This is a genomic window from Paraburkholderia sp. SEWSISQ10-3 4 (assembly GCF_030464785.1).
GTDB lineage: Bacteria > Pseudomonadota > Gammaproteobacteria > Burkholderiales > Burkholderiaceae > Paraburkholderia > Paraburkholderia aspalathi.
Genome location: NZ_JALPRI010000030.1, coordinates 31,678 through 57,228 on the forward strand (window position 1 = coordinate 31,678; position 25,551 = coordinate 57,228).

21 protein-coding genes are annotated in these 25,551 nt (G+C 63.5%); 11 read left to right on the forward strand and 10 right to left on the reverse strand.

Annotated elements, in window-relative coordinates; all coding sequences use genetic code 11:
• The first annotated feature begins 92 nt into the window (after positions 1–92).
• Positions 93–3,617, forward strand: a complete 3,525-nt coding sequence (locus tag M0D68_RS33550; protein ID WP_266226589.1) for an ATP-binding protein — start codon at positions 93–95, stop codon at positions 3,615–3,617.
• A complete protein-coding gene (locus M0D68_RS33555; RefSeq protein WP_266226590.1) occupies positions 3,610–4,656 on the forward strand; it encodes a response regulator transcription factor in 1,047 nt (348 codons plus the stop codon). The genes M0D68_RS33550 and M0D68_RS33555 overlap by 8 nt, the downstream gene beginning before the upstream one ends.
• 34 nt (positions 4,657–4,690) lie before the next feature.
• Here M0D68_RS33555 and zwf read toward each other — a convergent pair whose 3' ends face one another.
• The 5 genes from zwf to M0D68_RS33580 all read right to left on the reverse strand — a co-directional run bounded on the left by zwf (position 4,691) and on the right by M0D68_RS33580 (position 9,651).
• The gene (gene zwf, locus M0D68_RS33560; protein WP_093638403.1) at positions 4,691–6,178 is read right to left on the reverse strand and encodes a glucose-6-phosphate dehydrogenase; all 1,488 of its coding nucleotides are present in this window, start codon (positions 6,176–6,178) and stop codon (positions 4,691–4,693) included.
• Positions 6,179–6,381: 203 nt separating this feature from the next.
• Positions 6,382–7,335, reverse strand: coding sequence for a bifunctional Delta(1)-pyrroline-2-carboxylate/Delta(1)-piperideine-2-carboxylate reductase (gene lhpI, locus M0D68_RS33565; RefSeq protein WP_266226592.1), 954 nt, complete (start codon positions 7,333–7,335; stop codon positions 6,382–6,384).
• 74 nt (positions 7,336–7,409) lie between these two features.
• The gene (locus tag M0D68_RS33570; RefSeq protein WP_200653287.1) at positions 7,410–8,513 is read right to left on the reverse strand and encodes a TrkA family potassium uptake protein; all 1,104 of its coding nucleotides are present in this window, start codon (positions 8,511–8,513) and stop codon (positions 7,410–7,412) included.
• 153 nt (positions 8,514–8,666) lie between these two features.
• The gene (locus M0D68_RS33575) at positions 8,667–8,924 is read right to left on the reverse strand and encodes a hypothetical protein (RefSeq protein ID WP_093638393.1); all 258 of its coding nucleotides are present in this window, start codon (positions 8,922–8,924) and stop codon (positions 8,667–8,669) included.
• Positions 8,925–9,018: 94 nt separating this feature from the next.
• Entirely contained in the window at positions 9,019–9,651 is a 633-nt protein-coding gene (locus M0D68_RS33580) for a C39 family peptidase (RefSeq protein WP_093638390.1), read from the reverse strand.
• Between the two features lie 207 nt (positions 9,652–9,858).
• Between M0D68_RS33580 and M0D68_RS33585 the strand changes: the two genes are divergently transcribed.
• The 3 genes from M0D68_RS33585 (at position 9,859) to M0D68_RS33595 (ending at position 12,602) form a co-directional block, all read left to right on the forward strand.
• A complete protein-coding gene (locus tag M0D68_RS33585; protein ID WP_054036490.1) occupies positions 9,859–10,113 on the forward strand; it encodes a helix-turn-helix transcriptional regulator in 255 nt (84 codons plus the stop codon).
• Positions 10,114–10,115: 2 nt separating this feature from the next.
• Positions 10,116–11,456, forward strand: coding sequence for a type II toxin-antitoxin system HipA family toxin (locus M0D68_RS33590; protein WP_256457900.1), 1,341 nt, complete (start codon positions 10,116–10,118; stop codon positions 11,454–11,456).
• A gap of 291 nt (positions 11,457–11,747) precedes the next feature.
• Entirely contained in the window at positions 11,748–12,602 is an 855-nt protein-coding gene (locus M0D68_RS33595) for a helix-turn-helix domain-containing protein (protein WP_093638384.1), read from the forward strand.
• 80 nt (positions 12,603–12,682) lie between these two features.
• On the opposite strand, the gene M0D68_RS33600 is transcribed toward M0D68_RS33595, so the two are convergent.
• Together M0D68_RS33600 and M0D68_RS33605 are read right to left on the reverse strand one after the other, a co-directional pair.
• Positions 12,683–14,560 carry an ATP-binding protein gene (locus tag M0D68_RS33600; protein WP_266226594.1) on the reverse strand — a complete coding sequence of 626 codons (1,878 nt, stop codon included), beginning with the start codon at positions 14,558–14,560 and terminating at the stop codon, positions 12,683–12,685.
• A complete protein-coding gene (locus M0D68_RS33605; RefSeq protein WP_200619778.1) occupies positions 14,530–15,078 on the reverse strand; it encodes a molybdopterin-dependent oxidoreductase in 549 nt (182 codons plus the stop codon). The genes M0D68_RS33600 and M0D68_RS33605 overlap by 31 nt, the downstream gene beginning before the upstream one ends.
• A gap of 300 nt (positions 15,079–15,378) precedes the next feature.
• Here M0D68_RS33605 and M0D68_RS33610 point away from each other — a divergent pair, with 300 nt between their 5' ends.
• Positions 15,379–16,326, forward strand: a complete 948-nt coding sequence (locus tag M0D68_RS33610) for a phosphoribosyltransferase (RefSeq protein ID WP_266226596.1) — start codon at positions 15,379–15,381, stop codon at positions 16,324–16,326.
• Between the two features lie 7 nt (positions 16,327–16,333).
• On the opposite strand, the gene M0D68_RS33615 is transcribed toward M0D68_RS33610, so the two are convergent.
• Positions 16,334–18,037: an ATP-binding domain-containing protein gene (locus tag M0D68_RS33615; protein ID WP_266226598.1), complete on the reverse strand. Its 1,704-nt coding sequence runs from the start codon at positions 18,035–18,037 to the stop codon at positions 16,334–16,336.
• A gap of 246 nt (positions 18,038–18,283) precedes the next feature.
• Between M0D68_RS33615 and M0D68_RS33620 the strand changes: the two genes are divergently transcribed.
• Together M0D68_RS33620 and M0D68_RS33625 are read left to right on the forward strand one after the other, a co-directional pair.
• Entirely contained in the window at positions 18,284–18,910 is a 627-nt protein-coding gene (locus M0D68_RS33620; protein WP_093638819.1) for a glutathione S-transferase family protein, read from the forward strand.
• A 109-nt stretch (positions 18,911–19,019) separates the two neighbouring features.
• Entirely contained in the window at positions 19,020–19,598 is a 579-nt protein-coding gene (locus M0D68_RS33625; RefSeq protein ID WP_200653751.1) for a Fur family transcriptional regulator, read from the forward strand.
• A 112-nt stretch (positions 19,599–19,710) separates the two neighbouring features.
• Here the strand turns inward: M0D68_RS33625 and M0D68_RS33630 are convergent, their stop codons facing one another.
• Positions 19,711–20,223 (reverse strand): response regulator, encoded by a 513-nt coding sequence (locus M0D68_RS33630; RefSeq protein ID WP_200619752.1) that lies wholly within the window; start codon positions 20,221–20,223, stop codon positions 19,711–19,713.
• A gap of 498 nt (positions 20,224–20,721) precedes the next feature.
• Between M0D68_RS33630 and M0D68_RS33635 the strand changes: the two genes are divergently transcribed.
• Positions 20,722–21,444: a ribonuclease activity regulator RraA gene (locus M0D68_RS33635; protein WP_266211731.1), complete on the forward strand. Its 723-nt coding sequence runs from the start codon at positions 20,722–20,724 to the stop codon at positions 21,442–21,444.
• Positions 21,445–21,457: 13 nt separating this feature from the next.
• Here M0D68_RS33635 and M0D68_RS33640 read toward each other — a convergent pair whose 3' ends face one another.
• Positions 21,458–22,246, reverse strand: coding sequence for a TetR/AcrR family transcriptional regulator (locus M0D68_RS33640; protein WP_266226600.1), 789 nt, complete (start codon positions 22,244–22,246; stop codon positions 21,458–21,460).
• Positions 22,247–22,321: 75 nt separating this feature from the next.
• Here M0D68_RS33640 and M0D68_RS33645 point away from each other — a divergent pair, with 75 nt between their 5' ends.
• Entirely contained in the window at positions 22,322–23,869 is a 1,548-nt protein-coding gene (locus M0D68_RS33645) for an MDR family MFS transporter (protein WP_266226601.1), read from the forward strand.
• A 440-nt stretch (positions 23,870–24,309) separates the two neighbouring features.
• On the forward strand, positions 24,310–25,317 hold the full coding sequence (locus M0D68_RS33650; protein ID WP_266226603.1) for a hypothetical protein: 1,008 nt from the start codon (positions 24,310–24,312) through the stop codon (positions 25,315–25,317).
• Positions 25,318–25,551: the final 234 nt, after the last annotated feature.

Sequence of the window (25,551 nt, forward strand, 5' to 3'; positions counted from 1 at the left end):
AAAAATCCGCTCCCTATAATCGCGTCGGCATGGCGCGCGAGCGGTGCCGACGCAGCGCCGCCTATGGCATGACGGTGTTGCGCCGGCTTCGAATGGAATGCAATTTGCATGGCCGCACCGTTAGCCTCGGAACCCGTCGACGACAAACCTCGATGCACCAAACAGAGTCACAGCCCCCGCGCCCCGCCGACCAGGCCACCCAAGCTGGGGCATCGCGCCCACCGTCCGGCGGCACGCAGCGCATCGTCAAGATTCGCCGCGACTACAACGCATGGGTCGGCGACGAAACGCTCGAGGATTACGCGCTGCGCTTCACGCCGCGTACATTCCGGCGCTGGTCGGAGTTCCGGGTCGCGAATACGGCGATCGGTGCGGTATCGTTCCTCGTGCTGGAAGCAATCGGCGGTGCGCTGGTGGTGAACTACGGCTTTACGAACGCGGTCTACGCGATCCTCGCCGTCTCGGTCCTGATCTTTTTGACCGGCATACCGATCAGCTACTACGCCGCGCGCAACGGCGTCGACATGGACCTGCTTACGCGCGGAGCCGGCTTCGGCTATCTGGGCTCCACGCTGACGTCGCTGATCTACGCGATCTTCACCTTTGTATTCTTCGCGCTCGAAGCGGCCATCATGTCGCTCGCGCTCGAGCTGTATCTGAAGGTCCCGCTATCGGTCGCCTACGTGATCAGCGCGCTCGTCATCATTCCGGTGGTGACCTTCGGCATCACCTTCATCAACCGCTTGCAGGGCTGGACCCAGCCTGTATGGCTCGTGCTGCTCGTCGTGCCCTACGCCGTCGTGCTGTGGCGTGAGCCGCACCTGCTCGCCGAATGGGTCACCTTCGGTGGTCTTTCGGCGGACGGCCGCGAATTCAACCTGGTCTCCTTCGGTGCCGGCTGCACGGTGGTGTTTTCTCTGATCGTGCAGATCGGCGAACAGGTCGACTATCTGCGCTTCCTGCCGCCGCGCACACGCGCAAATCGCGTGCGCTGGTGGGTCGCGCTGATCTCGGCCGGGCCTGGCTGGATCGTGCCTGGCGCTTTGAAAATGCTGGGCGGGGCGTTTCTTGCCTTCCTTGCGATCGAGCACGAAATCGACCCGGTGAAGGCCGTCGAGCCGACCCAGATGTATCTGGTCGCGTATCACTACGTGTTCCACTCGCCTGAAGGCGCACTTGCCGCGATGACGCTGCTGGTGATCGTCTCGCAACTGAAAATCAACGTCACCAACGCCTACGCCGGTTCGCTCGCGTGGTCGAACTTCTTCGCCCGGCTCACGCATAGCCATCCGGGACGCGTGGTATGGCTGGTGTTCAATGTGCTGATCGCACTGCTGCTCGTCGAGATGGGCGTATTTGAAGCCATCAGCAAGGTGCTCGCACTCTATGCGAACGTGGCGATTGCCTGGATTGGCGCGGTGGTCGGCGACCTTGTGATCAACAAGCCGCTCGGTTATAGCCCGCGCGGCATCGAGTTCAAGCGGGCACACCTGTACGACATCAATCCCGTCGGGGTGGGTGCCATGGTGATCGCCTCGCTGATTGCCGCGCTGTCCCATGCGGGCGTCTTCGGCGCGATCGCTGAAGCACTGGCGTCCTTCATCGCGCTGCTGGTCGCCTTCGTCTGCTCGCCGTTGCTGGCGATCGCTACACGCGGGCGCTTCTATCTGGCGCGCGACGGTCGCGACCTCGAAGCGGGCGCGGTACTGCGCTGCGTGATCTGTGAAAACAGTTTCGAGCGCGAAGACATGGCGCACTGCCCGGCCTACGCCGGTTCGATCTGCTCGCTCTGCTGCTCACTCGACTCGCGCTGCAACGACTCCTGCAAACCTCACGCACGACTGCCGGCCCAGTTCGGCAAGTCAATGCATGCGTTGTTCCCGCGGCTCAGGCTCGGCGCCGCCGGCCTGCGGCTCGCGCAGTACGCCGGTCTGTTGATCGTCGTGCTCACGCTGCTTGGCGGCGTGCTCGCCGTGCAGTGGTATCAGAGCGTGCGAACCCTGCCCGATCTCGACGCCACGGTCCACGACGTCCTGCTTCAAGGCTATCTGAAGGCCTTTTTCGCACTCGCGCTGGTCGGCTGCATCGCCGCGTGGTGGCTGGTGCTCGCCAACGAGAACCGCAAGGTCACGCAGGAGGAATCGCAGCGGCAAGCGGAACTGCTGATGCAGGAAATCGAGGCACACCGTAAAACCGACGCCGCACTCCAGCAGGCGAGCGCCGCCGCCGAATCGGCCAACCGCGCGAAGAGCCGCTATGTGACGGGTCTGAGCCACGAATTGCGCACACCGCTCAACAGCATCCTCGGCTATGCGCAACTGCTGCTGCAAGGCACCGATGAACTGCCCCCCGCCCGCCGCAACGCAGTGGCAACGATCTATCGCAGCGGCGAGCATCTTTTGGCGCTCGTTGACGGCCTGCTCGACGTCGCCCGCATCGAGGCGGGCAAGCTGCAACTGAACGTGACGGAGATTTCGCTGCCGGATTTCGTCACGCAACTCTCGGCGATGCTCGAACCGCAGGCCACCGACAAAGGACTGCACTTCGATTTCCAGACTACCGGCCGCATTCCTGAAGTCGTACGCGTCGACGAAAAGCGGGTACGGCAGATTCTCATCAATCTGATCGGCAATGCGATTCGCTTTACGTCGAGCGGTTCGGTGAAGGTGCGCGCCGGCTATGCGTGGGAGACCCTCACCTTCGAGATCACCGACACGGGCCCCGGCATGCCGGCTGCCGAACTGGAGCGCCTGTTCCTGCCGTTCGAGCGCGGCGCGGCGGCGCGCGAACACGACCACGGTGCCGGGCTCGGCCTGACGATCTGCCGCCTGCTCACGGAACTGATGGGCGGCAACCTGCAGGTGCAAAGCGAGGTGGGCAACGGCACCCGCTTTATTGTCAAGCTGTTCGCACCGGAAGTGCGCGCGCCGCAATTGCTGGCAAGCGGCCCGCTCAACGTCAAGGGGTACGACGGACCGCGCCGCACGGTGCTGGTGGTCGACGATCTCACTGAGCAGCGCCGTATCGTCACGCATACGCTTGCGCCGCTGGGCTTCCTGGTGGTCGAAGCGGCCAGCGGACCGGAGGCGTTGCAATGGCTTGGCACAGGGTCGGCCGACCTCATCGTGATGGATGTGTCGATGCCGGACATGGACGGCTTCGAGGCGAGCCGCCTGATTCGCGACAACCAGTTGTCGGCGGCGCCGATCCTGATCCTGTCGGCTAACGCGTTCGCCGACGATCGCGACAAAGGGGCCGCGGCCGGTTGTGACGACTACCTCGCCAAACCGCTACACATTCCGCTCCTGCTCGACAAACTGGCTGCATTGCTGCAACTGCAGTGGATCGTCGAGTCAACTGACACAGCGCTGCCCGCTTCCGCCGTTTCGCTGACCGAAGTGCAGGCAAGCTTGCCCGTCACCCTGCGCGAGAAACTGCATGCGCAGCTTGAAATGGGCTACGTGCAGGGCTTCATCGAACAACTCGACGCAGCGGAGAGCGGCGCGCCGGAGTTGGCTACCCTGCTTGAACCGTTGCGCACGCTCGCGCGACGATTCCGGCTGACTGAACTCGCGCAGTTGCTCGCGCCTACCCAGCAGGTCAATCCCGATGCATGATGAATCGCTGCTCCTGCCCTCTGATATGCAACCGGAACTACCCGACGACAAGCCGGTTGTGCTGATTGTCGACGACACGCCCGACAACCTCGCGCTGCTGTCCGATACGCTGCAGGCGTCCGGCTACGCGGTGCTGGTTGCGCTCGACGGACAATCCGCCTTGCAACGCCTTGCGCGCATCACGCCGGATGCCGTGCTGCTCGACGCGCTGATGCCCGGCATGGATGGCTTCGAAACCTGCCGGCAGATCAAGGCCGATCCCCGCAACCGGCATCTGCCGGTGATCTTCATGACCGCGCTGACCGACAGCGAACATGTCGTGCAAGGCTTTCGGGTCGGAGGAATCGATTACGTGACCAAACCTGTGAAGCCGAGCGAGGTCAGCGCGCGCATTGCCGCGCATGTGCAGCGCTCGCGCCAGCAGCGTCAGGCGGACATGGTGCTCGAAATCGGCATGCGCGCGGCGCTGATTGCCGCCGCGAGCGGAGAAATCAGATGGCAGAGCGACCTTGCGCGGCAGCGGCTCGCGCGTTACGGATCGGGCGACGCGCAAACTGAGGAGAGGAATGGAAGCGCGCAGAGCAGCGTGAAGGACAATCTGGTGGACGACGGCGCGCGGCTACCGGCCCCTCTTGCCGAAGCCGGCCCGCGTCTGCCGCCGGTGCTGAGTCAATGGCTGGCGCGCTGGATCGAAACGGGTTGCGACCTGCAAGCCGCCTTCGAGACGGCTGCAGACGGCGCACGCCGCGTCGCGCGGGTACTTGGCCGCGCGACGCGTGGCGACTGGGTGATCCTGCTCGAAGAATTCAACGACGCCGCGCACACCACCGCGCTCGGCGCGCAATTCAACCTGACGGCCCGCGAAGCGGAAGTCCTGCTATGGGTTTCGCGCGGCAAGACCAATCGCGATATCGGAGACATCCTCGGCATGGCGCCGCGCACGGTCAACAAGCACCTCGAACATGTGTTCGGCAAGCTGCATGTGGAGACTCGCGCAGCGGCGGCGGCGATCGCCGCCAAGGCGAGCACGCGGTATTGAAGATCGCCGCCCTACGTCAAGCCGCGCGACCCGCTTACTGCGACTCTTCCGCCCACACGGCGTTTTCACGCGCCATCAGCGCCGTCGACGCAGCCGGCCCAAACGTGCCTGCCGTATAACCGCGCGGCTTGTCGCCCGACTTGGCCCAGCCTTCCAGAATCGGCTCGGCCCACGCCCATGCGGCTTCGAGTTCGTCGCGGCGCATGAAGTGCGTGAGGCGTCCGCGAATCACGTCGATCAACAAACGCTCGTACGCTTCTGCGCGACGCTCGGTGAAAGCCTGCTGCAAGTCCAGGTTCAGATTCACCGGCAGCATATGCATGCCGCTGCCCGGTTCTTTCGCAAGCACCTGCAACTGGATCGACTCTTCGGGCTGCAACTGGATCACGAGCCGGTTGCCATAGTTGCGCCCGCTATTGCCGTTCGGAATGATCGAGAAAGGCAACTCGGAGAACTCGATGACGATCTCCGACACCTTCTTCTGCATCCGCTTGCCGGTGCGCAGGAAAAACGGCACATGGGCCCAGCGCCAGTTGTTGATATGCGCGCGCAACGCGACGAAAGTCTCGGCGCGGCTGCCGGCCGGCACGTTGTCTTCTTCCTGATAGCCCTTCACTGCTTCGCCGTCCACTGCGCCCGCGGTGTACTGGCCGCGCACTGTATCGCGCGCGATGTCCTCGGGCGTCATGGGGCGCAACGAGCGCAGCACCTTGAGCTTTTCATCGCGCACCGCATCCGGATCGAGCGACACCGGCGGCTCCATCGCAACGATGCACAGCAATTGCAGCAAGTGGTTCTGCACCATGTCGCGCAGCGCGCCGGTTTTGTCGTAGAAGCCCGCGCGGCTGCCTACACCGACCGTTTCCGCCACCGTGATCTGCACGCTCTTGATATACGGCGCCTGCCACAGCGGGCCGAAAATCGGATTGCCGAAGCGCAGCACCATCAGGTTCTGCACGGTTTCCTTGCCGAGGTAGTGGTCGATCCGGTAGATCTGCGCTTCGCTGAAATGCTTGCCGACCGCCGTGTTGATCTCCTGCGCGGACGCCAGATCGTGGCCCAGCGGTTTCTCGAGCACGACCCGCGAATTCTCGTCGACCAATCCCGCCGCCGAAAGGTTTTCGCAAATATTCGTGAACAGATCCGGCGAGGTCGCGAGATAGAACACGCGCCGCACACCTTCGCGCGACACTTCCTTCAGACGCTGGTAGTCCTCGACCGAATCGACGTCCATGCGCACGTACTCGAACAGCGCCATGAATTTGTCCCAGGCGGCGGCATCGAACGCCTTCTTTTCGATGAAGGGCTTCGCCTTCGTTTCCATGAATTCGCTGATGTACTCCTCACGCGACCACGGCTTGCGGCCGATCGTGAGAATGCGGGTATCCGGCGGCAGATTGCAGTGCAGATGCGCCATGTAGAGCGCGGGCAGCAGCTTGCGGAACGACAGGTCGCCGGTGCCGCCGAAGATGATCATGTCGAGCGGCAGGTTGGGAGTGGCAGAAGCGTGTTGGGTCGTCATAGCGCGGTCGCAGCGTCGTGGTAGGCGTCAAGTCAACAGACAAAGGGCAAAAAAACGCCGGCGGACCGGCGCTTCTTTCTGGCAAACGCCTATGGTGCAACGTTTTGAGATTGTTTGCACGGCAACATGTGCCGCAGGTTGGCGCAAGATGCCAACCCGGAGCGCCGAGCCGCAACGCGCCGGGTGCGGCGAACTGTCCGCGATCAGCCGCCCGACAAGGCTTCGCGCGCCACGCGGCAGGCCGCCAGATCCCACGCCGCGCAACCGACACTTTTAAAAACAATCGGTTGTTTCGACGGCAACAAAGCAGTGTTGCCCACCACGGCGGCAATTCCGCCGACCTGCGCCCAATCGACACCGGCCTGGATGAAATCGCCGGCTTCATGCCGCGCACCGGCTTCGTCGTCGACGAACAGCGCGCTGCCTGCGATCGTGTGCGCGCCGATCTCGACCATCTCCGGCGTGAACGCACCGACGCCGATCACGAACCGGTCCGCGCGGCCGGCTTCGTCGTAGACGGCCTGCTTGCTGGTGGTCAGCGCGATCACCACGTCGATCGAATCGGGAATGGTTGCGTTGGGGTCGGCTAGCGGTTGCAGTTCGCGCGCGCTGCCACCCTGCGCACCCTGCGCAGCATGTGCGGCGCAAAACGCCTCGGCACGCGCGGGCGAACTGCCCTTCACCCACACGCGGGCGTCGGGAAACAGTTCGCCGATCGCTTCCAGATGATTCACCGCCTGCGTGCCGGTGCCGATCAGCAGGAATTCGCGCGGCGTTGCGGACGCGAAAGTGTGTACGCCGAGCATCGACATCGCCGCCGTGCGACGCCCGGTCACCGTCGGGCCGTCGAGGATGAAGAGCGTCTCGCCGGTATCGGCGTCGAAGGCCATCACCTGGCCGTGGATCGTCGGGATGCCGCGCGTCCGATTGCTCGCGCACACGTTGACCAGCTTGTGGATCGCGAGATCGGGCGCGGTGGCCGGCATCGATAGCATGATGCCGCCCTCGTTGAGCGGCACGACGAGCCGTTCGGGACTCGCAATGCGCTGCTGCGCGTAGTCGATGCTCGCACGCCTCAATGCGTCGACGAGCGGCGCGTAGGGGATCAGCCGCGCGGTGGCAGCGGCGTCGAAAATCTGCGTAGTCGGGCGGGTCATAAGCGGGCTTTTCCTGTTCAGGCGAGTTGATGCATTCGATTCAGCGCACCCGGTCGTGCGCGTTGCTGTGTGGGCTAGCGCGACGAGTCTGCTCGTGGCGGACGCGACGACTGGATCACCATGAGCAGGTCATCTGCTTCGATCGGGCACGGCTCGTCGTCGTAAAACGACAGCATGCGCCCCGCGCGAACCAGGCCGACCACCACTGCGCCCGGCAACGCATTGCTCCAGCGGCCGACTTCCTGCGCCGTCGCCGGACGCTCGATCAGATTGGCACGGCCGCGCGCCGACAGCAGGTCGTTGACGAACGGCACGATGTAGTTGCTGTCCACCGCGTCGGCGAGCAACAGGCCACCGATCTTGGTCGACGAAACGATCACATCCGCGCCGGCCTGACGCAACTGGCGCTGGTAAGTTTGCTCCTGAATCCGCACGACGATCTTGGTGTCCGGCGCGACGCTGCGCACGGTCAGTGTGAGCAGGATCGCGACGGCGTCGTCGCTGACGGCAATGATCACCGCCTTGGCGATGCGCACCTGCGCCTGCTGCAACAGATCCTCACGCGAGGGATCGCCGAGCAGGCCCGCCACGCCCAGCGCCGTGGCCGCTTCGAGCGCGTCCTGCTGCGAATCGATGACGACGATCGACTCCGCGGCGAAACCGCTTTCCAGCAGCTCGCGCACCGCGACCGAACCGCTCAAGCCGTAGCCGCACACCACGACGTGATCGCGCAGTTGTTTTTGCAGGCGTTTCATGCGGAATTCCTCGATGACGCGTTGAATGACGAACTGATAAGCGGTGCCCAGAAACACGAACCAGATGACGATACGGATCGGCACGATGAAGAAGGCGTCGATGAGCCGCGCGCGGGCGGTGACCGGCACGATATCGCCATAACCGACCGTGGCGACGGTGACCATCGTGAAGTACATCAGGTCGACGATGCCGAGCACTTTGCGGTTGGCGTCACGCAGACCGTCGCGGTCGAGATAGAGCACGGCGAAGGCAAGCACGCACAGGCCGAGCACGAGATAGATACGCTGCAGCAGCACGCGCTGCGGCGAGGCTGCGGGACGCGTGAACAGCGTGCGGGCGCGCGGCGCCTGCCAGGGCGTGCGGGCACGGCGCGGCAGACGAAAACGTGGCGGGCGTGACTGCGGGTGTGGCTGGTCAGGCACGCGGCTACTCCGGGAATCGGGAACAAGCGATTCTACGACGCCCGGCGCGCCGCGGGGCCGGATCGGGGGATCGCGGGCACGCAACTGCAATTGCAACTGCGGCGCAGGAATTAGCGTGATTCGCTGACAAGCAGCGGCGCGCCGCCGCTACGGTCACTGCGAAGCAGCGTTGGCTTTAGCGTCATCTTTCTTGCCGCCCTTGAACATCGCGCGGCACGGCGGACTAAGTTCGTCGAGGTGCTGCTTCATGCAGGCGGTGATTTTTTCCTTGTTCGGAATGTCGGCGGCGCAGAAATGCATCGCGTCGCCGCGGCAGGCCTTGGACTGGTCGTCCTGGGAAGCTGCATGCACTGCGGTGACGGCGCCGAGCGCGACGAGGCTGGCGGCAAGCACGGCATAGGTTCGCTTCATGGCGGGCTCCGGTATCGCAAAAGTCGGTTGAAGCTCTTCAGCAGAAAACGGGCCCGATCATCGCGTTCGCCGTGCGTCTCGCCTGTTGCCGTATCTAGCGCGCGCTGCGGGTGAGCGTCATGCCGCGCCCTGCGTAGAAGCGCGCCATCGTTGCGAACGGCAGATAGACATCCGCCTGATGAGGCGCGATGCCCGACGGATTATGAAACCATACGCCACCGCGATCGCGCCCGTGCAGCAGGATCAGATGCCCGCCCTGACGCTGATTCGGCCGCTCCGGATAACGGATCTCGGGGCTCACGGAAACGATCGCCAACGTGTCGCCGTCGATGCGCACGGCGATCTCTTCGAGCGGCGCCTGCGGCAGCACCTCGACCTGAATACCGAATGCGTCGCCCAGCCAGTCGGCGAACGGCCGGTAGATCAAACCGTCGACGCCGCCATCGTCGCGCAGCCGGTACACGCCGTGGCGCAAGGCTTCATCCAGCAAGGCGGCGCGCGGCGCGTGTTCGATGCGCCAGTAGTCGAGCGCGGATTCGAGGCAGGTCAGACCGCACAGGCGTTTCGCCCAGAAACGGTAACGCTCCGGGTCGGCAAAACCACTGCGCTGCCAGTGTGGATCGTCGCATGGGTCGCCCTCCTGTTCGACGATGTGGCGCACCCATTCGGGGCTGCCCCATTGCGTGTGGTACGGCACGTCGGTGTGGCGTAGTGTCGGTTGGTTCATGAGTCGCGCGGAGTCGGCAGAAAATATTTTCACAGCATGCTACACGGCCAGCCCAGCAGGGGCGGACACAGACGGAATTTATGCGTCACGCAGATATTTGCCATTTATTCGTCAGACAGATATTTGCCGAATATGTGCCACACGAATATTTGACAAATATCTGTGTGACGCATAAAGTGCATTTATTCGTCTCACGGATAATTTGCCATGATCCACCTCGTCGCCACGCCGGACCAGATGGCCCAGCTGCTCGCTGCCGGCCGGCGCCAGGCCGGCCTCACCCAAGCCGATGCCGCTGCGCGCATCGGCGTCAGCCAGAGCCGCATCTCGGCGCTGGAAACCGACGCCACCGCCCTCACCCTCGCACAATTGCTGGCGCTATGCGGCGCCTACGGCCTGCAATTACAGGTGCGCGACAAGAACCAGCCGGTGCCTGAACCGGCGCCTTTGGTCGAGTGGTAAGCATGGGCCGCCAAACGCATTCGCGGGCGCTGTCGGTGTGGGCCAACGGTGAGCGCGTCGGCGTCTGGCGCCTGCCCACCCGCGGCCCCATGGAGTTCGCTTACGACCCCGCATGGGTCGCCTCACCCGCGGGCCGGCCGCTTTCGCTCTCGCTGCCGTTCGCGCCGAGCAACGTGGCGAACAAAGGCCACCGGGTGCTCAACTATTTCGACAATCTGCTCCCCGACAGCGAGGCGATCAGAAAACGCATCGCCCAGCGCTACCAGACCGATACGCTCGATCCCTTCGATCTGCTGCAAGCCATCGGCCGCGATTGCGTGGGCGCCGTCCAGTTGCTGGCCGAAGACGACGCGCCGGCCGGCGTCGAACGCATCGAGGGCACGCCGCTCTCCGACAGCGAGATCGAGACCATGCTGGCACGCACCGTCAGCACCCCCGCCCTCGGCGCGGCCGACGAAACGGACGATTTCCGCATCTCGCTCGCCGGCGCACAGGAGAAAACCGCCCTGCTGTGGCACGACGGCAAGTGGCAGCGCCCACATGGCGCCACGCCCACCACGCACATTTTCAAGCTGCCGCTCGGGCTGGTCGGCAACAAGCTCGCCGACCTCAGCACCTCGGTCGAAAACGAATGGCTGTGTCTGCGGATTCTGCGCGCCTATGGCCTGCCCGTGGCCAACACCGAGATCATGACGTTCGGCAAGCAGCGGGTGCTGAGCGTCGAACGCTTCGACCGGCAACTGCATTCCAGCGGGCAATGGCTGCTGCGCCTGCCGCAGGAGGACTTCTGCCAGGTGTACGGCGTACCGTCGCATCGCAAGTACGAAAACGAAGGCGGTCCGGGCATGCTGGACCTCGCGCGGATTCTCCAGCAATCGGTGTCGGCGCAACAGGACATCGAAACGCTGCTGGCAAGCCAGATCCTGTTCTGGATGCTGGCGGCGCCGGACGGCCACGCCAAGAACTTCAGCATTCGCCTGCTGGCGGGCGGCCAGTACCGTCTCACGCCGCTTTACGACGTGATGTCGATCTGGCCGGTGGAAGGCAACGGCCCGAACCAGTGGTCATGGTTCAAGGCCAGGCTCGCCATGGGGATGTGGTCGCGCAGCAAACACGACGCCTTCCGCGACGTGCAGCGGCGCCACTTCAACACCATGGCGCTGAGATGCTCATACGGCGCGAACGCCGAACCGTTGATCCAGCGGCTGATCGAACAGACGCCGCAGGTCATCGCGCGGGTCTCGGCCGAATTGCCCGAGCGCTTTCCGGGCAAGGTCGCCGAGCGGATTTTCAAAGGCCTGAAAAACTCGGCGGCCAAGCTCGACACCATGCCGCCGGCGTGACAGCGGGTGAGTAACAATCCAATCGGAATTACTTACAGATTCCTACCAATTTAATCGGTAAAATACTTTTGATGCCAAAGGCATAAACAGATCGCCGAATTCGTCTGTTCGCACCTCGTACCGACAGGTTTGGCGGCAGTCATCCCAAAACACAGACCGTAAGACTTTTTACGGTACATTTGCTGTCCCCCGCGTTGCCGCGTCGATGCGCATCCAATGTGCATGGCCGCGCTGCGCGTGCCGTATCGCATGCCCCCAGCCACCCTTCAAGAAGGCAGATACTCACGCAGTATGACCAACGAAACAAACTCACCTGACTCCATTGCCGTCGCCGAACGCGTGCGCGAGTTGATGAGCCGGCATGGAATCGGCAAACGCCAGCAGACCACTGAGCTATGCCGCATCCTCGATCTGAGTTTTTCGCAGGGACACCGCAAGCTGCGCGGCAACAGCCCGTGGACCCTCTCGCAGATCAAGAAGGTTGCCGAGGTGTTCGGCGAACCTGCCGCCCAGCTATTCGGCGCACAGTCGCTCGATCCGGGCATGGTCGGCGCCATCGCCCAGGAGGCGCTGTTCTGCGTCGGCGCGATCGAGCTGGCCTGCACCGCATGGGTCGGCGCCGCGCTCGAACCGGGCAGCCGCCCTGAATTCGTCGCGTACTCGAAGCTCGGCCAATGGCGCGTGGCGCGCCACGACGGCACGCTCTACCAAAGCGCGTACGAAGTCCACAAGATCGAGATCTATCCGCGCCGCGCCGAAACCGACAAGCCGACCATCGCCGTGGTGGACGACGATCAGGCCTCCGCCGACAACCTGCGCGACTATCTCGAACGCAGCGGTTTCGCGGCGGTGGCGATCTACGGCCTCGCGGCGTTCACCGAACAGCTGCAAACGCAGGTCTTCGACGGCGTTGTGATCGATTGGCTGTTCGGCTCGCAGACCTCCGCGGCGGCGATCCGCGCGGTGCGCGCGTCGGAGAATCCGGACGCGCCAATTTTCGTGCTGACCGGCGAACTGCTGACCGGCAAGGCCAGCGAATCGGAAATCAGCCAGGTCATCCGCAATTACGACGTCGCGTGCTATGAAAAGCCCGCGCGTATGGCGATCCTGGTCGCCGATCTGTCCAAACGCCTCAACCGGCCATAACGACGCATATGCCGGCAAGCGGCTGAAGGTGTGTGCTCAGGTTGAGCCCTCCTCCAACTGCGCTTCTTCAAAGCGTCACGTCACACCGTATGCCGCGAAGCCAAAGCTCGCTGCAACGCACTGCGCAGTTCCTCGTAATGTACTGGCTTTAATAACGCTTCAAAGAACGGCTGCAAGCCGGCCTCTCCCGCTTCCCCTGCCGCACCGCCCGCCCCACCCGCACTAGCTACGCTATCCGCCTCCGGCGCATACGCGCTCACCACGATCACCGGAACACCCGACGACGGCCCTCTGCGTGCCGCGAAGTCCGCAAGGAACGTATACCCGTCGCGATCCGGCATATGCAGATCGAGCAACACCACGTCACAGCGTCGCGCGTCGAGCCACGCGAGTGCATCGTCGGCATTGGAGACGGCGTGCGCGTCGAAATCCATGTGCGCGATCATTTCGCTGAGCGACTCGCGAATCAGCCGGTTATCGTCGACGATCAACACGCAGGGGCGCGCGCCGCCTGGTTCGGCCTGCGCCGCCACGCCAGGAGGCGCGGTTGCCGCGACCGGTCTGACCGGAATCGTCACCGTAAAGGTCGTGCCCTCGCCCACCGTGCTCGCCACCTCGACGGTGCCGCCGAACAGCCTGACCAGCCCCTGCACGATCGCGAGTCCCATCCCCGCACCCTCGAAGCGGCGCGCGCGCGACGCGTCCAGTTGCGTGAACTCCTGGAAGATCAGCGGAATCTGCGCTTGCGGCACGCCCGGCCCCGTATCGCTGACGACGAAAATCAGCACCGCCGGCCGCTGCCTCAGTTGCACGCGCACCGTGCCGGTTTCGGTGTAACGGATCGCGTTGGTGACCAGGTTGTTGACGATCTGGCGGATGCGGTGCGGATCGGAATCGACGAGGCCGCTCATGCCGCTCGCCTCGCTTTCCAGTTTGAGGCCGCGCGCGGCGGCCGACATCGCGTGTTCGTCGACGATCGACGCCAGCAGCTCGCGCGGCTCGAAGTGCTCGTGACGCAACTCGAGCTTGCCGGCGCCAAGGCGCGCGTAGTCGGTCAGGTCTTTCATCTGTGCTTCGAGATGCCGCCCTGCGGTTTCGAGCCGCTGAATGACCTTGCGGTCGGCCTCGGAGTGATAGTTGAAGCCCAGCAATTCGATCGACGACACGATCGCATGCAAGGGCGTGCGCAGTTCGTGGCTGATCATGCCGAGAAACGCGTCCTTCGCGAGACCCGCCTCGCGCGCCGCGCGGCTCGCCTGATGCTCTGCGTCGAGCGCCGCGTGCTGCTGATGCATCAGGCGCGTGCGGCGCCGGCCGTTGAGCACCAGCAGCGTGGTCGCGGCCGCAGACAAGAGCAGCAGCAACAGGCCGCCCGCGAACAGCATGCGGCGCTTGTCGATGAAATCGCGGTTCATCGCCTCACGGTCGGCCACGTCGGCGAACCGGCGGCTCAACGCGAGATCGTTGACCTCGTTCCAATGCTGACGCAACTCCACGACGATCTTATCGGCACGGTTGCGGTCCTTAGGCAACGCATCCACCTCAGGCTGAATCCCGTCCAGCAAATGATCGAGCGACTGGATTTCCTCCTGTTGCCGTTGCAGCAGCGCAAGCTGCGTAGTCAGTCTGCGGGTCGAACCGGCCATCACGTGCAGCTTCGATTGCAGCAACTGATAGCGCAGCATGAGCCGCTGATAGTCGTCGTCGACACCGGATTGATACAGCAGCAACTGGTTCTCGAAACGCGCGTAGGCGATCTGCAGCTGCGCGGCGTCCCAATAGAAACCATCGTACTGACCGGTCAGCTGTTCGGTGGCGCGCGGATTGAGCAGGTTCGCGTACAACAGATAGCCGATCGCGCCGGCTGGCGCCGCAAGCGCGGTCAGCCAGATCAACACATAGAGGACACGGCGCCAGGGGCGGCGTGTTATTTGACGATGAGTGCCTTGATCTGCCATACGAATTTAGAATCGCCCGCCGCGCCCATGAGTTCATCGGGAAACGCGTCGCGCGGATAGATAAGAAACAGCGGCCCGAAGTCGCTGATCTTCAGGCGCTGGCCGTTCATGCTGTACGCAACGACCACGCCGTAGCGATCGCAGTCCGACACCGGAATGGTGTAGGTATAGTCGTCGAGCGTATGGATCTCGACTGCGCTGCCGGATGCGCCGACTGTCTTCAGGATATCCGCGAGCAGCGGTCCTGTGAAGGTGGAACGTGGCGTCCAGGTGGTGGCGGTCGTAATCGAATGAGCCGGCAGCGCGAGCAGTTGGGCCTCGGTGAAGTGATACAGCTGGTGCGCCGCATCGTTGGTCTTGCTGATCTTGCCCTTCACGTCTAGCGATAACGGCAACGACTCCGCCTGCGCCTGTGCCTGCATGCTCCACGCGGCGAAAGCGAGGAGCAGACCCAGCCCCCACCATGCGCCCCTGACCACGCCTTTCCTGCCATCCACCGCTATGCCCGCCTTGGTCATCTTCATCTGTTTGGTCATTCCATCGTTTGTTATTTTGCGGGCGGCTGCGCTGCGCCGGCTTAACCGGCCAGCGAACCTGCAGCACCCCGCCGTTGTCCTTTTCCCGCGGCGGCGGTCGTCTTTGCGACACGCCCCATCCGGCGACGCGCGTCACCCCGACGCGCGATCTTTGAACCGCATGCATAATATCGCCAAAATTCTTCGTCTCAAAAACGGGGACCTGCCGCAGCACCGCGCCGCGCGCTGCTCTCCGTCTACGGGACACCTGCCCTACGCGCGCATCGCGACGCCCTGAGAGTCATGAACAAGCCGGTTTTGCCCCTGACGTACGAACAACTCGATCACTGGATCGAGTCGCTGCAACCCGCGTTGCTGGCGGAGCGCTTCACCATGGCGATCGGCATTCTGCGCGGCGGCGCACCGCTCGCGCTGATGGTTTCGCATGCGGCCGGCACGCCCGTCGCCTTCCTTCGATACGACCGGCAGTCACGCACGGTCGCCTGGGATTCGACGCTGCCGATTCCGCCCGCCGGCTCGAAAGTGCTGCTGTGCGAAGACATCGCGGGGCGGGGCTTTACGCTGACCGATTGCATCGCATTCCTTCAGCAGCATGGCCTCGACGTCAGAACGCTGACCGCCGCGGTCGACGACCTGAGCCGCACGCAACCCGATTACGCAATCGACGCTCGCGGCTACTTCGCGCTGTTTCCGTGGGAGCGCCAGGCCTACACCGAGCGTTATCGCGAGGACTGGGAGCGCGTCGAAGCGGGCACCGCGCCCGCCATGGCCGAGGATCACGAATACGCCACCTACGCGATCGACCTCGACGGCATTCTGCTGCCCGACGTGCCGCTCGCCCGCTACGACGAGGATCTGGCCGCGGCGCTCGCCGAACGCGACGCGCTGCTGCCGTTCGAGGTGTTGCCGGGCATCGATCTGCAACGCGTGCGCACGATCATCACCGGGCGGCCGGAACTGGATCGCGCGCGCACCGAAGCATGGCTCGCGCGGCACGGCTTCGGTCATATGCAACTGGTGATGCGCACGCCCGGCACGCACGACGAAAGTGCCGCCGGCGCAGCTGCTCACAAGGCCGCGGCGGCGTTGCGCGGCGGTGTCACGCACTTTGTGGAGAGCGATCCGGTGCAGGCGCTGCTGATCGCGCAGCAAGCGCCGTTACTGCGCGTGATCTGGTGGGACGCGCTTATGCAAACGGGGATGCTGGTGGGTGCGCGCGCGTGGACGTGAGCGGTGGCTAGGCTTCTTTCGTCTCTCTGAGATCTTTGGTTTCTTTGAGCTCTTTACCATCACGCAGATGCAGATGCCGCGCGGCCCGCTGCGAGGCGACGATGATCAGTTTCATCGTCGCACGCGTGGCGCCGACGAACAGCTTGCGTGCAATCCGCTCGTCGAATAGTTCGAAGTCGACTTCCGTGAGAATGACGCACGGCGCCGCCTGTCCCTTGAAGCGGTAGATCGACTCGAACAGCACATCCCCTTCGCGATACTCCGGGTTGCCGAACAGATCGTACTTACCGGTGAAACTGCGCAACCGATGCGGTCCGAGATGATCCTGCGCGGTCATCGCCGAGCCTTCGCGGCCGCGAAACGACAGCACGGCAATATCCTGTTTGCGAAAGCCGAGCGACAAGGCCTGCGTGATCGCCCGCTTGGTTGCCTCGATGCTGCCTTCGGCGGCGTTCGTTTCGTCGTAGACGGAGAGCGAAATATCGGAGCCGTCGAACGGACTGCCCGAGGCCAGGGCCGCCGCGACCGGCACCGAAGCGCCGACCACGTCCCGCACATAATCGAGAATGTCACGCGGACTGCGGTAATTGGTGGTCTCTTTCAGCGTGGTCCAGCCCTGCAGCTCGACCGGCTCGCGCATATACAGATTCTGCAGCGGATCTTCGAGCCACCACCACGCAGCGCCCGGCCGCAACAGACGCTCGAGTGCGGCCACCCACGGCTGCTGGAAATCCTGTCCTTCGTCGACGATCAGCACGTCGAATTGCCAGCGCGCGTCGATCGGCGTTTCGGCGAAAGTCGATTCAAGCTGTTTGAAGACGTCGCCGGACTGGAAATCCGGCTCGCGGCCCGCATCGCGCGCGATCCAGTCGCATAGCTGGTGATAGTTCGCCACCTTCGCCTCAGGCGGCGCGACCCGCGCAATGTGATCCGCGAGCGGGCGGTTGAAACACACATACAAAGGCCGCTGGCCACGCGCCGCCGCGTCCTTCATCACCTGCACCGCCAGTTGCGTCTTGCCGGAGCCGGCCGTGCCGATCACGCGCAGCCGGAACGGCGAAAACTCGAGTCGCCGTGCCCAGGTCGCGAGGCCGCCGGCCAGACGCGTGACGAGCGTGCCGGCCTGGCCGACCAGCGCGCTGGCGTCGGGCGTCAGCGAAAGTTCGTCGGCGAGAAAGTGATGGATTTTCGGTGCGCAGGCGAGGCGCGCTTCGTCCGCCGGCAACGCTTCGCGAATGATCGCGGCAAGCCGGTCCTTGCGCGTCGCGTCGACGATCCGTGCGGGATTCACGCCGGCAATCGCCGCGTCCTTGACGATGTGGTCCGGGCAATACAGCAATTCTTCGATGAAATACGTACCCGCGCCGAACGCCGCGGTGAAGCGCCGGTGCAGCGTTTCGACGGTATGTGCGAGCGCGATCGCCACATTGCGTTCCGTCTGAAGATAGACCTTGACGAGCCCTTTGGGCGTTTCGCGCAGGAAGCCGGTTTTCTGTTCGACGATCATCACGCGCCCGGCCGGGCTGACGATCACGAAGTCGGCCTCGCCGAACACCGAAAAGTTCTGGTTCAGACGGGTCCAGTGCACGCCGTGATAGACGGTGTAGCCATCGGGCAGCGCTTCTTCCAGCAACGCGAGGGTTTCGCGTTCGCGTGCGGCCGCGCCGGTGGCGGCGAGGCTCTTCCAGTCGTCGGGGACAATGCGGGCCATGCGGTGCCTCGTCGTATTCGGGTGCGCTCATTGTACGCAACGCTCACGCGTTGCCGGCATGGCATATCGGGCAATACACGGACCTCCATGGGCAAGGTGCTTCCGACTAGGCTCCGGGCAATATTTCACACAGTAGATTGCAGGCTGGCGGCGCGCAAACCCATGCGCATCGTGTATCGTTACTGGCTGAACGCCGTGCGCCGCGCGCGGCTTGCCACCTGTCAATATAAACAAAGGATTTACCGGATGATCACGATCTGGGGACGCGCCAACTCGGTCAACGTACAGAAAGTCTTGTGGTGTTGCGACGAACTGGTGCTGCCGTACGAACGCATCGACGCGGGACTGCAATTCGGCCGCAACAACGAGCCCGACTACCTGGCGATGAACCCGACCGGCAAAATTCCGACGCTGGTCGACGACGGCTTCGTGCTGTGGGAATCGAACTCGATCCTGCGCTATCTGGTGCTGCAATACGGCGAATCGAGCCTCCTCTATCCGTCGGAACCGAAACTGCGCTCCAGCATCGACCGCTGGCTCGACTGGTCGCTCACCACGCTGCAACCCGCGGAAAGGCCGGTGTTCTGGGCCCTCGTGCGCACACCCGCCGCCGAGCGCGACGCCAGCAAGCTCGCTACCGACTTCAGCGCGGTCACGTTGCTGTGGCGCCTGCTGGATAACCATCTGCAAGGCCGCTTCTTCCTCGAAGGCGAAAAGTTCACGCTTGCGGATATCGTGATCGGCGCGTACGCGAAACGCTGGTTCGGACTGGACGGCGTCGAACGCCCGCCGTTGCCGAATCTGGAGCGGTGGTATTCGCGGCTTGCGACTCGCCCGGGGTTCAAGAAATACATCGATTTCCCGCTGACTTGAACAATCCGGCCGCTATAGGACTGCCTCATGTCCCACCGAGGCGTCCAGCCGCGATCGGCAGGTACGCCGCACACCGGCACAGCCAGGCGATGGCCTTTATAATCCACGCATGAAGACCGCCAAGCCCGCCGCGAACGCCGACAAAACCACGCCTGCTGCCTCCGCTCATCATCATGAGCCGGGGCACATGCACAGTGGGCACGGGGAATCGCAGGAAGCCGCACTGACTCTCGCGGAAGAATATTGTCGCGAACGCGGCGAAAAACTCACGCCGATCCGCCGCAAAGTGCTCGAATTGCTGTTGAATTCCGGGCGCGCCACCAAAGCTTATTCGCTGCTCGACGACATGCGCCAGATCCATCCGGGCTCGGCGCCGCCTACGGTTTACCGGGCGCTGGACTTTCTGCTCTCGGCAGGACTCGTGCACCGGATCGAATCGATCAATGCGTTCACCGTCTGCCACGACCTGACCCAATGCCAGCACGGCATTCTGGTGGTTTGCCAGCAATGCGGCAACGTCACCGAGTTGCATCAGCCGAAGCTGCGCCAAGCCCTCGTCGCGCAAATCGAAGACGCGGGTTACCGCCTTGCGAGCGATGAAATCGAATTGAAGGGGTTGTGTTCCGCCTGTCAGGCAGCGGAAGCGGCCAGCGTCAGCGCGGCTGCACCGGTCGCCGCCGCCAAATAACAGCGGCCCTGCAATCAGGTTTGCAATCTGATTGCAGATCGTTTCGCCAGACGAAAGCTTGCGGCCGAAGATCCAGCGGCAAGAAACCGCCCTCCGGCCGCGAGGCCGCTCCTCAGCCTGCCGCGCGAGCGTCGATCGCGTCGTGCAACAGTGTCACGAGGTCTTCCGGCAATGCCGGCTTGGTCATGAAATGCTGGAAGCCTTCGCCGATGCTGCGTAAGCGGTAAGCGTCGTCGGTATGGCCTGTAAGCGCCACGGCCACTGAAGGCGCATGGTCACCGCGAATCTCGTGATCGCGCAGCCGCTGGATCAGATAAAAGCCATCCATGGCCGGCAATTCGAGGTCGCACACCACGGCGTCAGGCAACAGCCGCAGCGCCGCTTCGACGCCCTCTTCCGCATCCGCCACAGCGACGACATGCGCCCCTTCCGCCTCGAGTAACAAGGTCAGTGATTCCCGGCTATCCGGGTCGTCTTCGACGAGCACGATCGTGGCCTGATCGAGCCTCAATGCTCCGTTCATGTTCTGTTGTTGCTCTAAAAAACCGGTTAGGCCATCAGACTCGGCCAACGTATCGCCCTGCTGTTTGCCGCCGATTTGCGCGGCTGCGGTATTGCTGTCCATGGTTCCGACTCGATTTCATGCGTCGAGTTGCATGCAGGCCCGCGATTGTAAAACATGGCCTCGGCGCAACGCGTGCGCACAGTAACGCGCCAAAATTGCACGCCAATGAAAAACCGGCCCTCGGCTCCACTGCCTTGGCTGACCGATGCCGACACCCGATTCGCCGTGGCGGCTGGCGCGAACCCACGTCCATCGCCTTGTCCACCCCAGCATCTGCCCTGACATTCCTGTCCTATTGCGACGCCGACGCTGTTATCTCTCCCGCACGGCGTTCAGATCCACTCCTCAGGTAGCACGTAGCGTGCCTCGCCGGCTTCGCCAGATTCATCAGATTCGTCGTTACGGCAGCATGGTTGCGCGAGCCTGCCGCGCGATCTACAGCGGCGCTATGATCGTGTGCGCGAAATCGCAGTGGCTGCGTGACGTTCCGCCGCTGCGACGCAGCACGTCATATGAGCGCCATCCTCCCTCCCCTAAAACCTGAGGCCGCCCGACACCATGTCCGATCTCGACTCCGCCACGCTCGAAGCACTCCGTCATGTCAGCACTGCCACGCTGACCACCCAGTTGTTCAAGCGCGGCTTGCGCAATACGTTCATGCAGGGCGTCGCGCCGCTCGCCGCGCACAGTGGCGCAAATCTGGTCGGGCCAGCCTTCACGCTGCGCAATATTCCCTCGCGCGAGGACATCGACGTACTCGAACTGTTTGCGGATCCGGAGTACGCGCAACGCAAATGTGTCGAGACCATTCCGGCCGGTCACGTGCTCGTGCAGGATTGCCGCGGTGAACGCAGCAGCGCCTCGTTCGGTTCGATCCTCTCGCAGCGCTTGCAGGTGCGCGGCGTGGCGGGCATGGTGTCCGACGGTCCGGTGCGCGACAGCACGACGATCGCCGCGCTCGGCATGCCGGTGTTTTGTGCGGGCGCAAGCGCGCCGCCGAATCTGATCCGGCATCACGCGGTGGATATCAATGTGCCGATCGGCTGCGGCGGTGTCGCGGTGTTTCCCGGCGACGTGATCGTGGGCGATGCGGACGGCGTGGTGGTCATCCCGTTCAAAATGGCAGCCGAAGTTGCGCAAGCCGCCGTCGAGCAGGAACAACTCGAAGTGTTTCTCACCGAACGTATTCGTGAGGGCGCCGCTCTGCCCGGCACTTATCCGCCGAACGAAAAAACCAGGGCTGCGTATGAGGCGTGGCGGCAGAAACGCAGTTCTGAATGAGTCAGGTGGTGTATCAGGCCGCTTTGCCCGGACCGACGCCCTGCACCAGCAAGGCCACCGCATGCCGGGCGATCTCCTCGCTACCGATGTTGCATCGCGCGGGATCGTTACGCCACAGCTTCGAAGTGGCCAGCGGCAGAATCGTCATGCCCAGTAGCGTGACGAACACCAGCGAGGGCTCCAGTCCGGCATTCAGTCGGCCTTCCTTTTGCCAGCGCGCGATGGCTAACAGCGACGCCTTCTGAGCCGCGTCGCCAAACCGTTCATGCATGCGCTGACGCAGCAAGCCGCCGTCGCTGATCACTTCGCGCACCCACAGCGACGGAAACCACGGATTGTCGCTCGCCGTCTTCACCAAACGCTGCGCGAGTTGCGTGATGGCCGCCACCGGATCGTCGGGATTTTCCTGAAACGGCACGCCGATCCCCATGCGCAGCGGCGCGAAACGCTCATCGATCAGCACGTCGAGCAGTTGATCGCGCGTCTTGAAGTAGTAATGCATCATCGCCGGCGTGAACCCCGCCTCGCGGGCAATCTCCCCGAGCGTGGTGTCGACGATGCCCTGCCGCGCGAACAGGGCGAGCGCGGCGTCCAGCAGGCGGCTGCGCTGCTCCGGACCGCGCGCCGAACCCGAAGGCCTGCCCGGTCGCCGTGCGGGTGCGGACGGCAATGCGGCATTTGAAGCGTCCGCAGCATCGCCCGCCGCGGCTGAAGCCGGATTCGAAAGCTTTCGCGCCTTCACGGCGGTCGTGGTGCGCGGTTGGCGTTTCACTTCGCGGTCATCTGACGTAATCCTTGCCATTGCATTCAATTTGACGAGAGACACAATGTCGCATATATTAATCTCCGAATTAATTAATTTCAACACCTTGGCGCCATGGACCAAACGACAACGACTCAACCCGCCGGGCTAATGCTGGCGGATGCGCAGCCAGATGTGCAGTCCGGCCAGCAGGCAAATGACCACCCGCCGATCCGCCTGCTGTTTCCGGCGCTCCTGCTGGTCATGCTGCTCGCCGCGCTCGATCAGACGATCGTCTCGACCGCACTGCCGACCATCGTCGGTGAACTCGGCGGGCTCAACAATCTCTCGTGGGTGGTGACCGCCTACCTGCTCAGCTCGACCATCGTCGTGCCGCTGTACGGCAAATTCGGCGATCTGTTCGGCCGCAAGATCGTGCTGCAAACCGCGATCGTCGTGTTCCTCGTCGGCTCCGCGCTGTGCGGTGTCGCCCAGAACATGACCCAGCTGATCGTGCTGCGAGCGCTGCAAGGGCTCGGCGGCGGCGGTCTGCTAGTCGTGACGATGGCCGCCATCGCGGACGTAATTCCGCCGGCTGAGCGCGGCCGCTTCCAGGGTGTATTCGGTGGCGTATTCGGTCTCGCGACGGTAGTCGGGCCCCTGCTCGGCGGCTTTCTCGTCGAGCATCTGTCATGGCGCTGGATTTTCTACATCAACCTGCCGCTCGGCCTCATCTCGCTGGCTGTGATCGGTGCGGTCTTCAAGCCGCACGTGCAGCACGTGAAGCACACCGTCGACTACATGGGCGCCGCGTTTCTCGCCGGCGCGCTCACCTGCATCATCCTGTTCACGAGCCAGGGCGGCACGATTCTGCCGTGGTCGTCGCCGCAATTGTGGTTCACGCTGGGGATGGGGCTGGTGGCGATCTGGGGCTTCATCCATGAGGAGCGCACTGCCGTCGAACCGATCATGCCGCTCGAACTCTTCAAACAGCGCACGTTTTTGCTGAGCAGTCTGATCGGCTTCATCATCGGCGTGTCGCTGTTCGGCTCGGTCACGTTCCTGCCGCTGTATCTGCAAGTGGTCAAAGGCTCGACGCCCACGGAAGCCGGCATTCAAATGCTGCCGATGATGGGCGGCCTGTTCGTGATGTCGATGGTGACCGGACGCGTAATCAGCAAGATCGGCAAGTACCGCATGTTTCCGATCGCCGGCACGTTTCTCGTGGCCGTCGCGATGGTGCTGCTCGCGCGCCTGCAGATCGACACGCCCATTCGTGTGATGTATATCGACATGGGCATTCTCGGCTTCGGTCTCGGCATGGTGATGCAGGTGCTGATTCTCGCCGTGCAAAATACGGTCGAGTTCAAGCACATGGGTGTCGCTACTTCGGGCGCGACGCTGTTCCGTTCAATCGGCGGCTCGATCGGCGTGGCCGCTTTTGGCGCGGTGTTTTCGAACGGCCTTGCCGCGCGACTGGAAAAACTGATTCCGGCGGACACCGAATTGCCGCACGCGCTCGGACCGGCGGCCATCCACCAGTTGCCCGAAGCGTTGCGCAGCGACTATTTGCAAGCGTTTGCCGGCGCGTTGCACACGGTGTATCTCTCGGCGGCCTGCGTTGTCGTGCTGGCCTTTGCGCTCGCGTGGCTTCTGAAGGATCATCCGCTGCGCAAGCACTGATTTCGCATGTCCCGTTTCCAGCGGGTGTTTTCTGCAAGCGCTTGATGACGAGGTCGAACGCTACGCGCTTCGACCTCGTTTTGCTTTCATCGCCGCCATTTCGTTCTGCCAATTCCGCCAACGCGCCATCGTTGTCGACGCCTGCGCACAGTAACTTCGCAAACCGTGTGAAAAAAACAGACAGCCTGTTCGTTCTGCCGACATATGCACTGTTTCGTCGTACCTACAAATGCGCTCTGGCGCGCATAAAGTAGGTAAGAACGTCGATTGACGTTCTCATCGAAACGCCACATATTGCATTTAGTGGCACCGCAAGCGAGGACTTGCGTCCGAAGGTTCTCCAGCGCATGTGGATCGTGGTTTCCGCGGACATTACTCCTGCCTCAACACGATCTGGAGCATGCCGTAACGGCACTGTTTTCCACAGGTGGGTCCACAGTATGTCCACCCAGACAATACTCGGCCATAGTTTCCCGACGCCCTGCAAACGCTGCGGTGGTGCGCTGTACCGGCAAGTAGACTATTGCCCGTATTGTGGCGCCGTGCATCCGCTTGACGCCGGGCCGCACAAGCGTGTCGTGATTCCCGGCAGCCGCGCCAGTGCCGTCAGCAAGACAGCGCAGAAAAACGGCTTCGATCCGACACAGCCGGCTGAAATCGACCTCGCCGTGCCGACCGCGGTCACCGACGAAGCCGCGCCTATAGAGTCCCCGATAGAAGCGCCGGCACTCGTGCCTGAGGACGAGCCGATTCCGCCGCTCACCGATCTGAAGTATTCTGCGGACCGCAGCGCGTTCCCGATACGCCGGGTGCTGCTCGCGATCGTGGCGATTGGCGCAATCGGACTAGCGTATGTCGCCTTTACACTATTCAGCGACGACCACGAATCGCAGAGCGGCAATACCGAGCAGGCGGCGGGCAATCCTCAGGACGCCAGAACGGCGACCGGCACGATCGCGCCGTACGCACCGGCTCAGCCAACGAATCAGGCCGCCGCGGTTAAGCCCGCTATCCCCAGCAATGCCGCCAATCCCGCCAAGGCAGCACCGACAATCCTGACCACGCCCGTCGCGCCGCCGTTGCCCCCAGAGCCTGTAAAACCAGCAGCGCCGCAGTTCCGCGATGCCGCACAAGCGCTGCAGGCAGCGCGTCTGGCGTTCCGCGCCAACGACCTCTCCGCGGCACAAGCGGCGATTGGCACGGCGCAAACGCTGCAGCCCGGCAACGCCGACGCACAAAGCCTGCTGACCGAATTGAAGCCACTCGCCGCGCGCCGCGACGCCGCGTTGCAGGCCGCACAACTGTGCGCCTCGCAGCAGTCGTGGAGTTGCGCGCGCCAGCACGCCAATGAGGCGCTCGCAATCGACACCGGCAACGACACCGCGAAAACGATCCTTGCACGCGTGATTCACGAGACAGGTTGGGCACCGCTCAAGCCACATGCGTAGACCGGCATTCCAGCGAGCGAAAAAGTTTGGATACCGAATTTCATGGCCGTTCGCACGCTCGATTTGTCTGACTGAGCGCATGAATCGTGGCACGCCCGATTGCACTGGCGTTTCACTTTCCCTCTGAGCGGCAACAGACGGACATAGCGGGCGCCATGCATTGAACATGAGAAGGCAAGCCGGCTCACCGGTGCTTCGCGCGCGCCGACGCGAGAGGCAGTTCAACCCTGACAG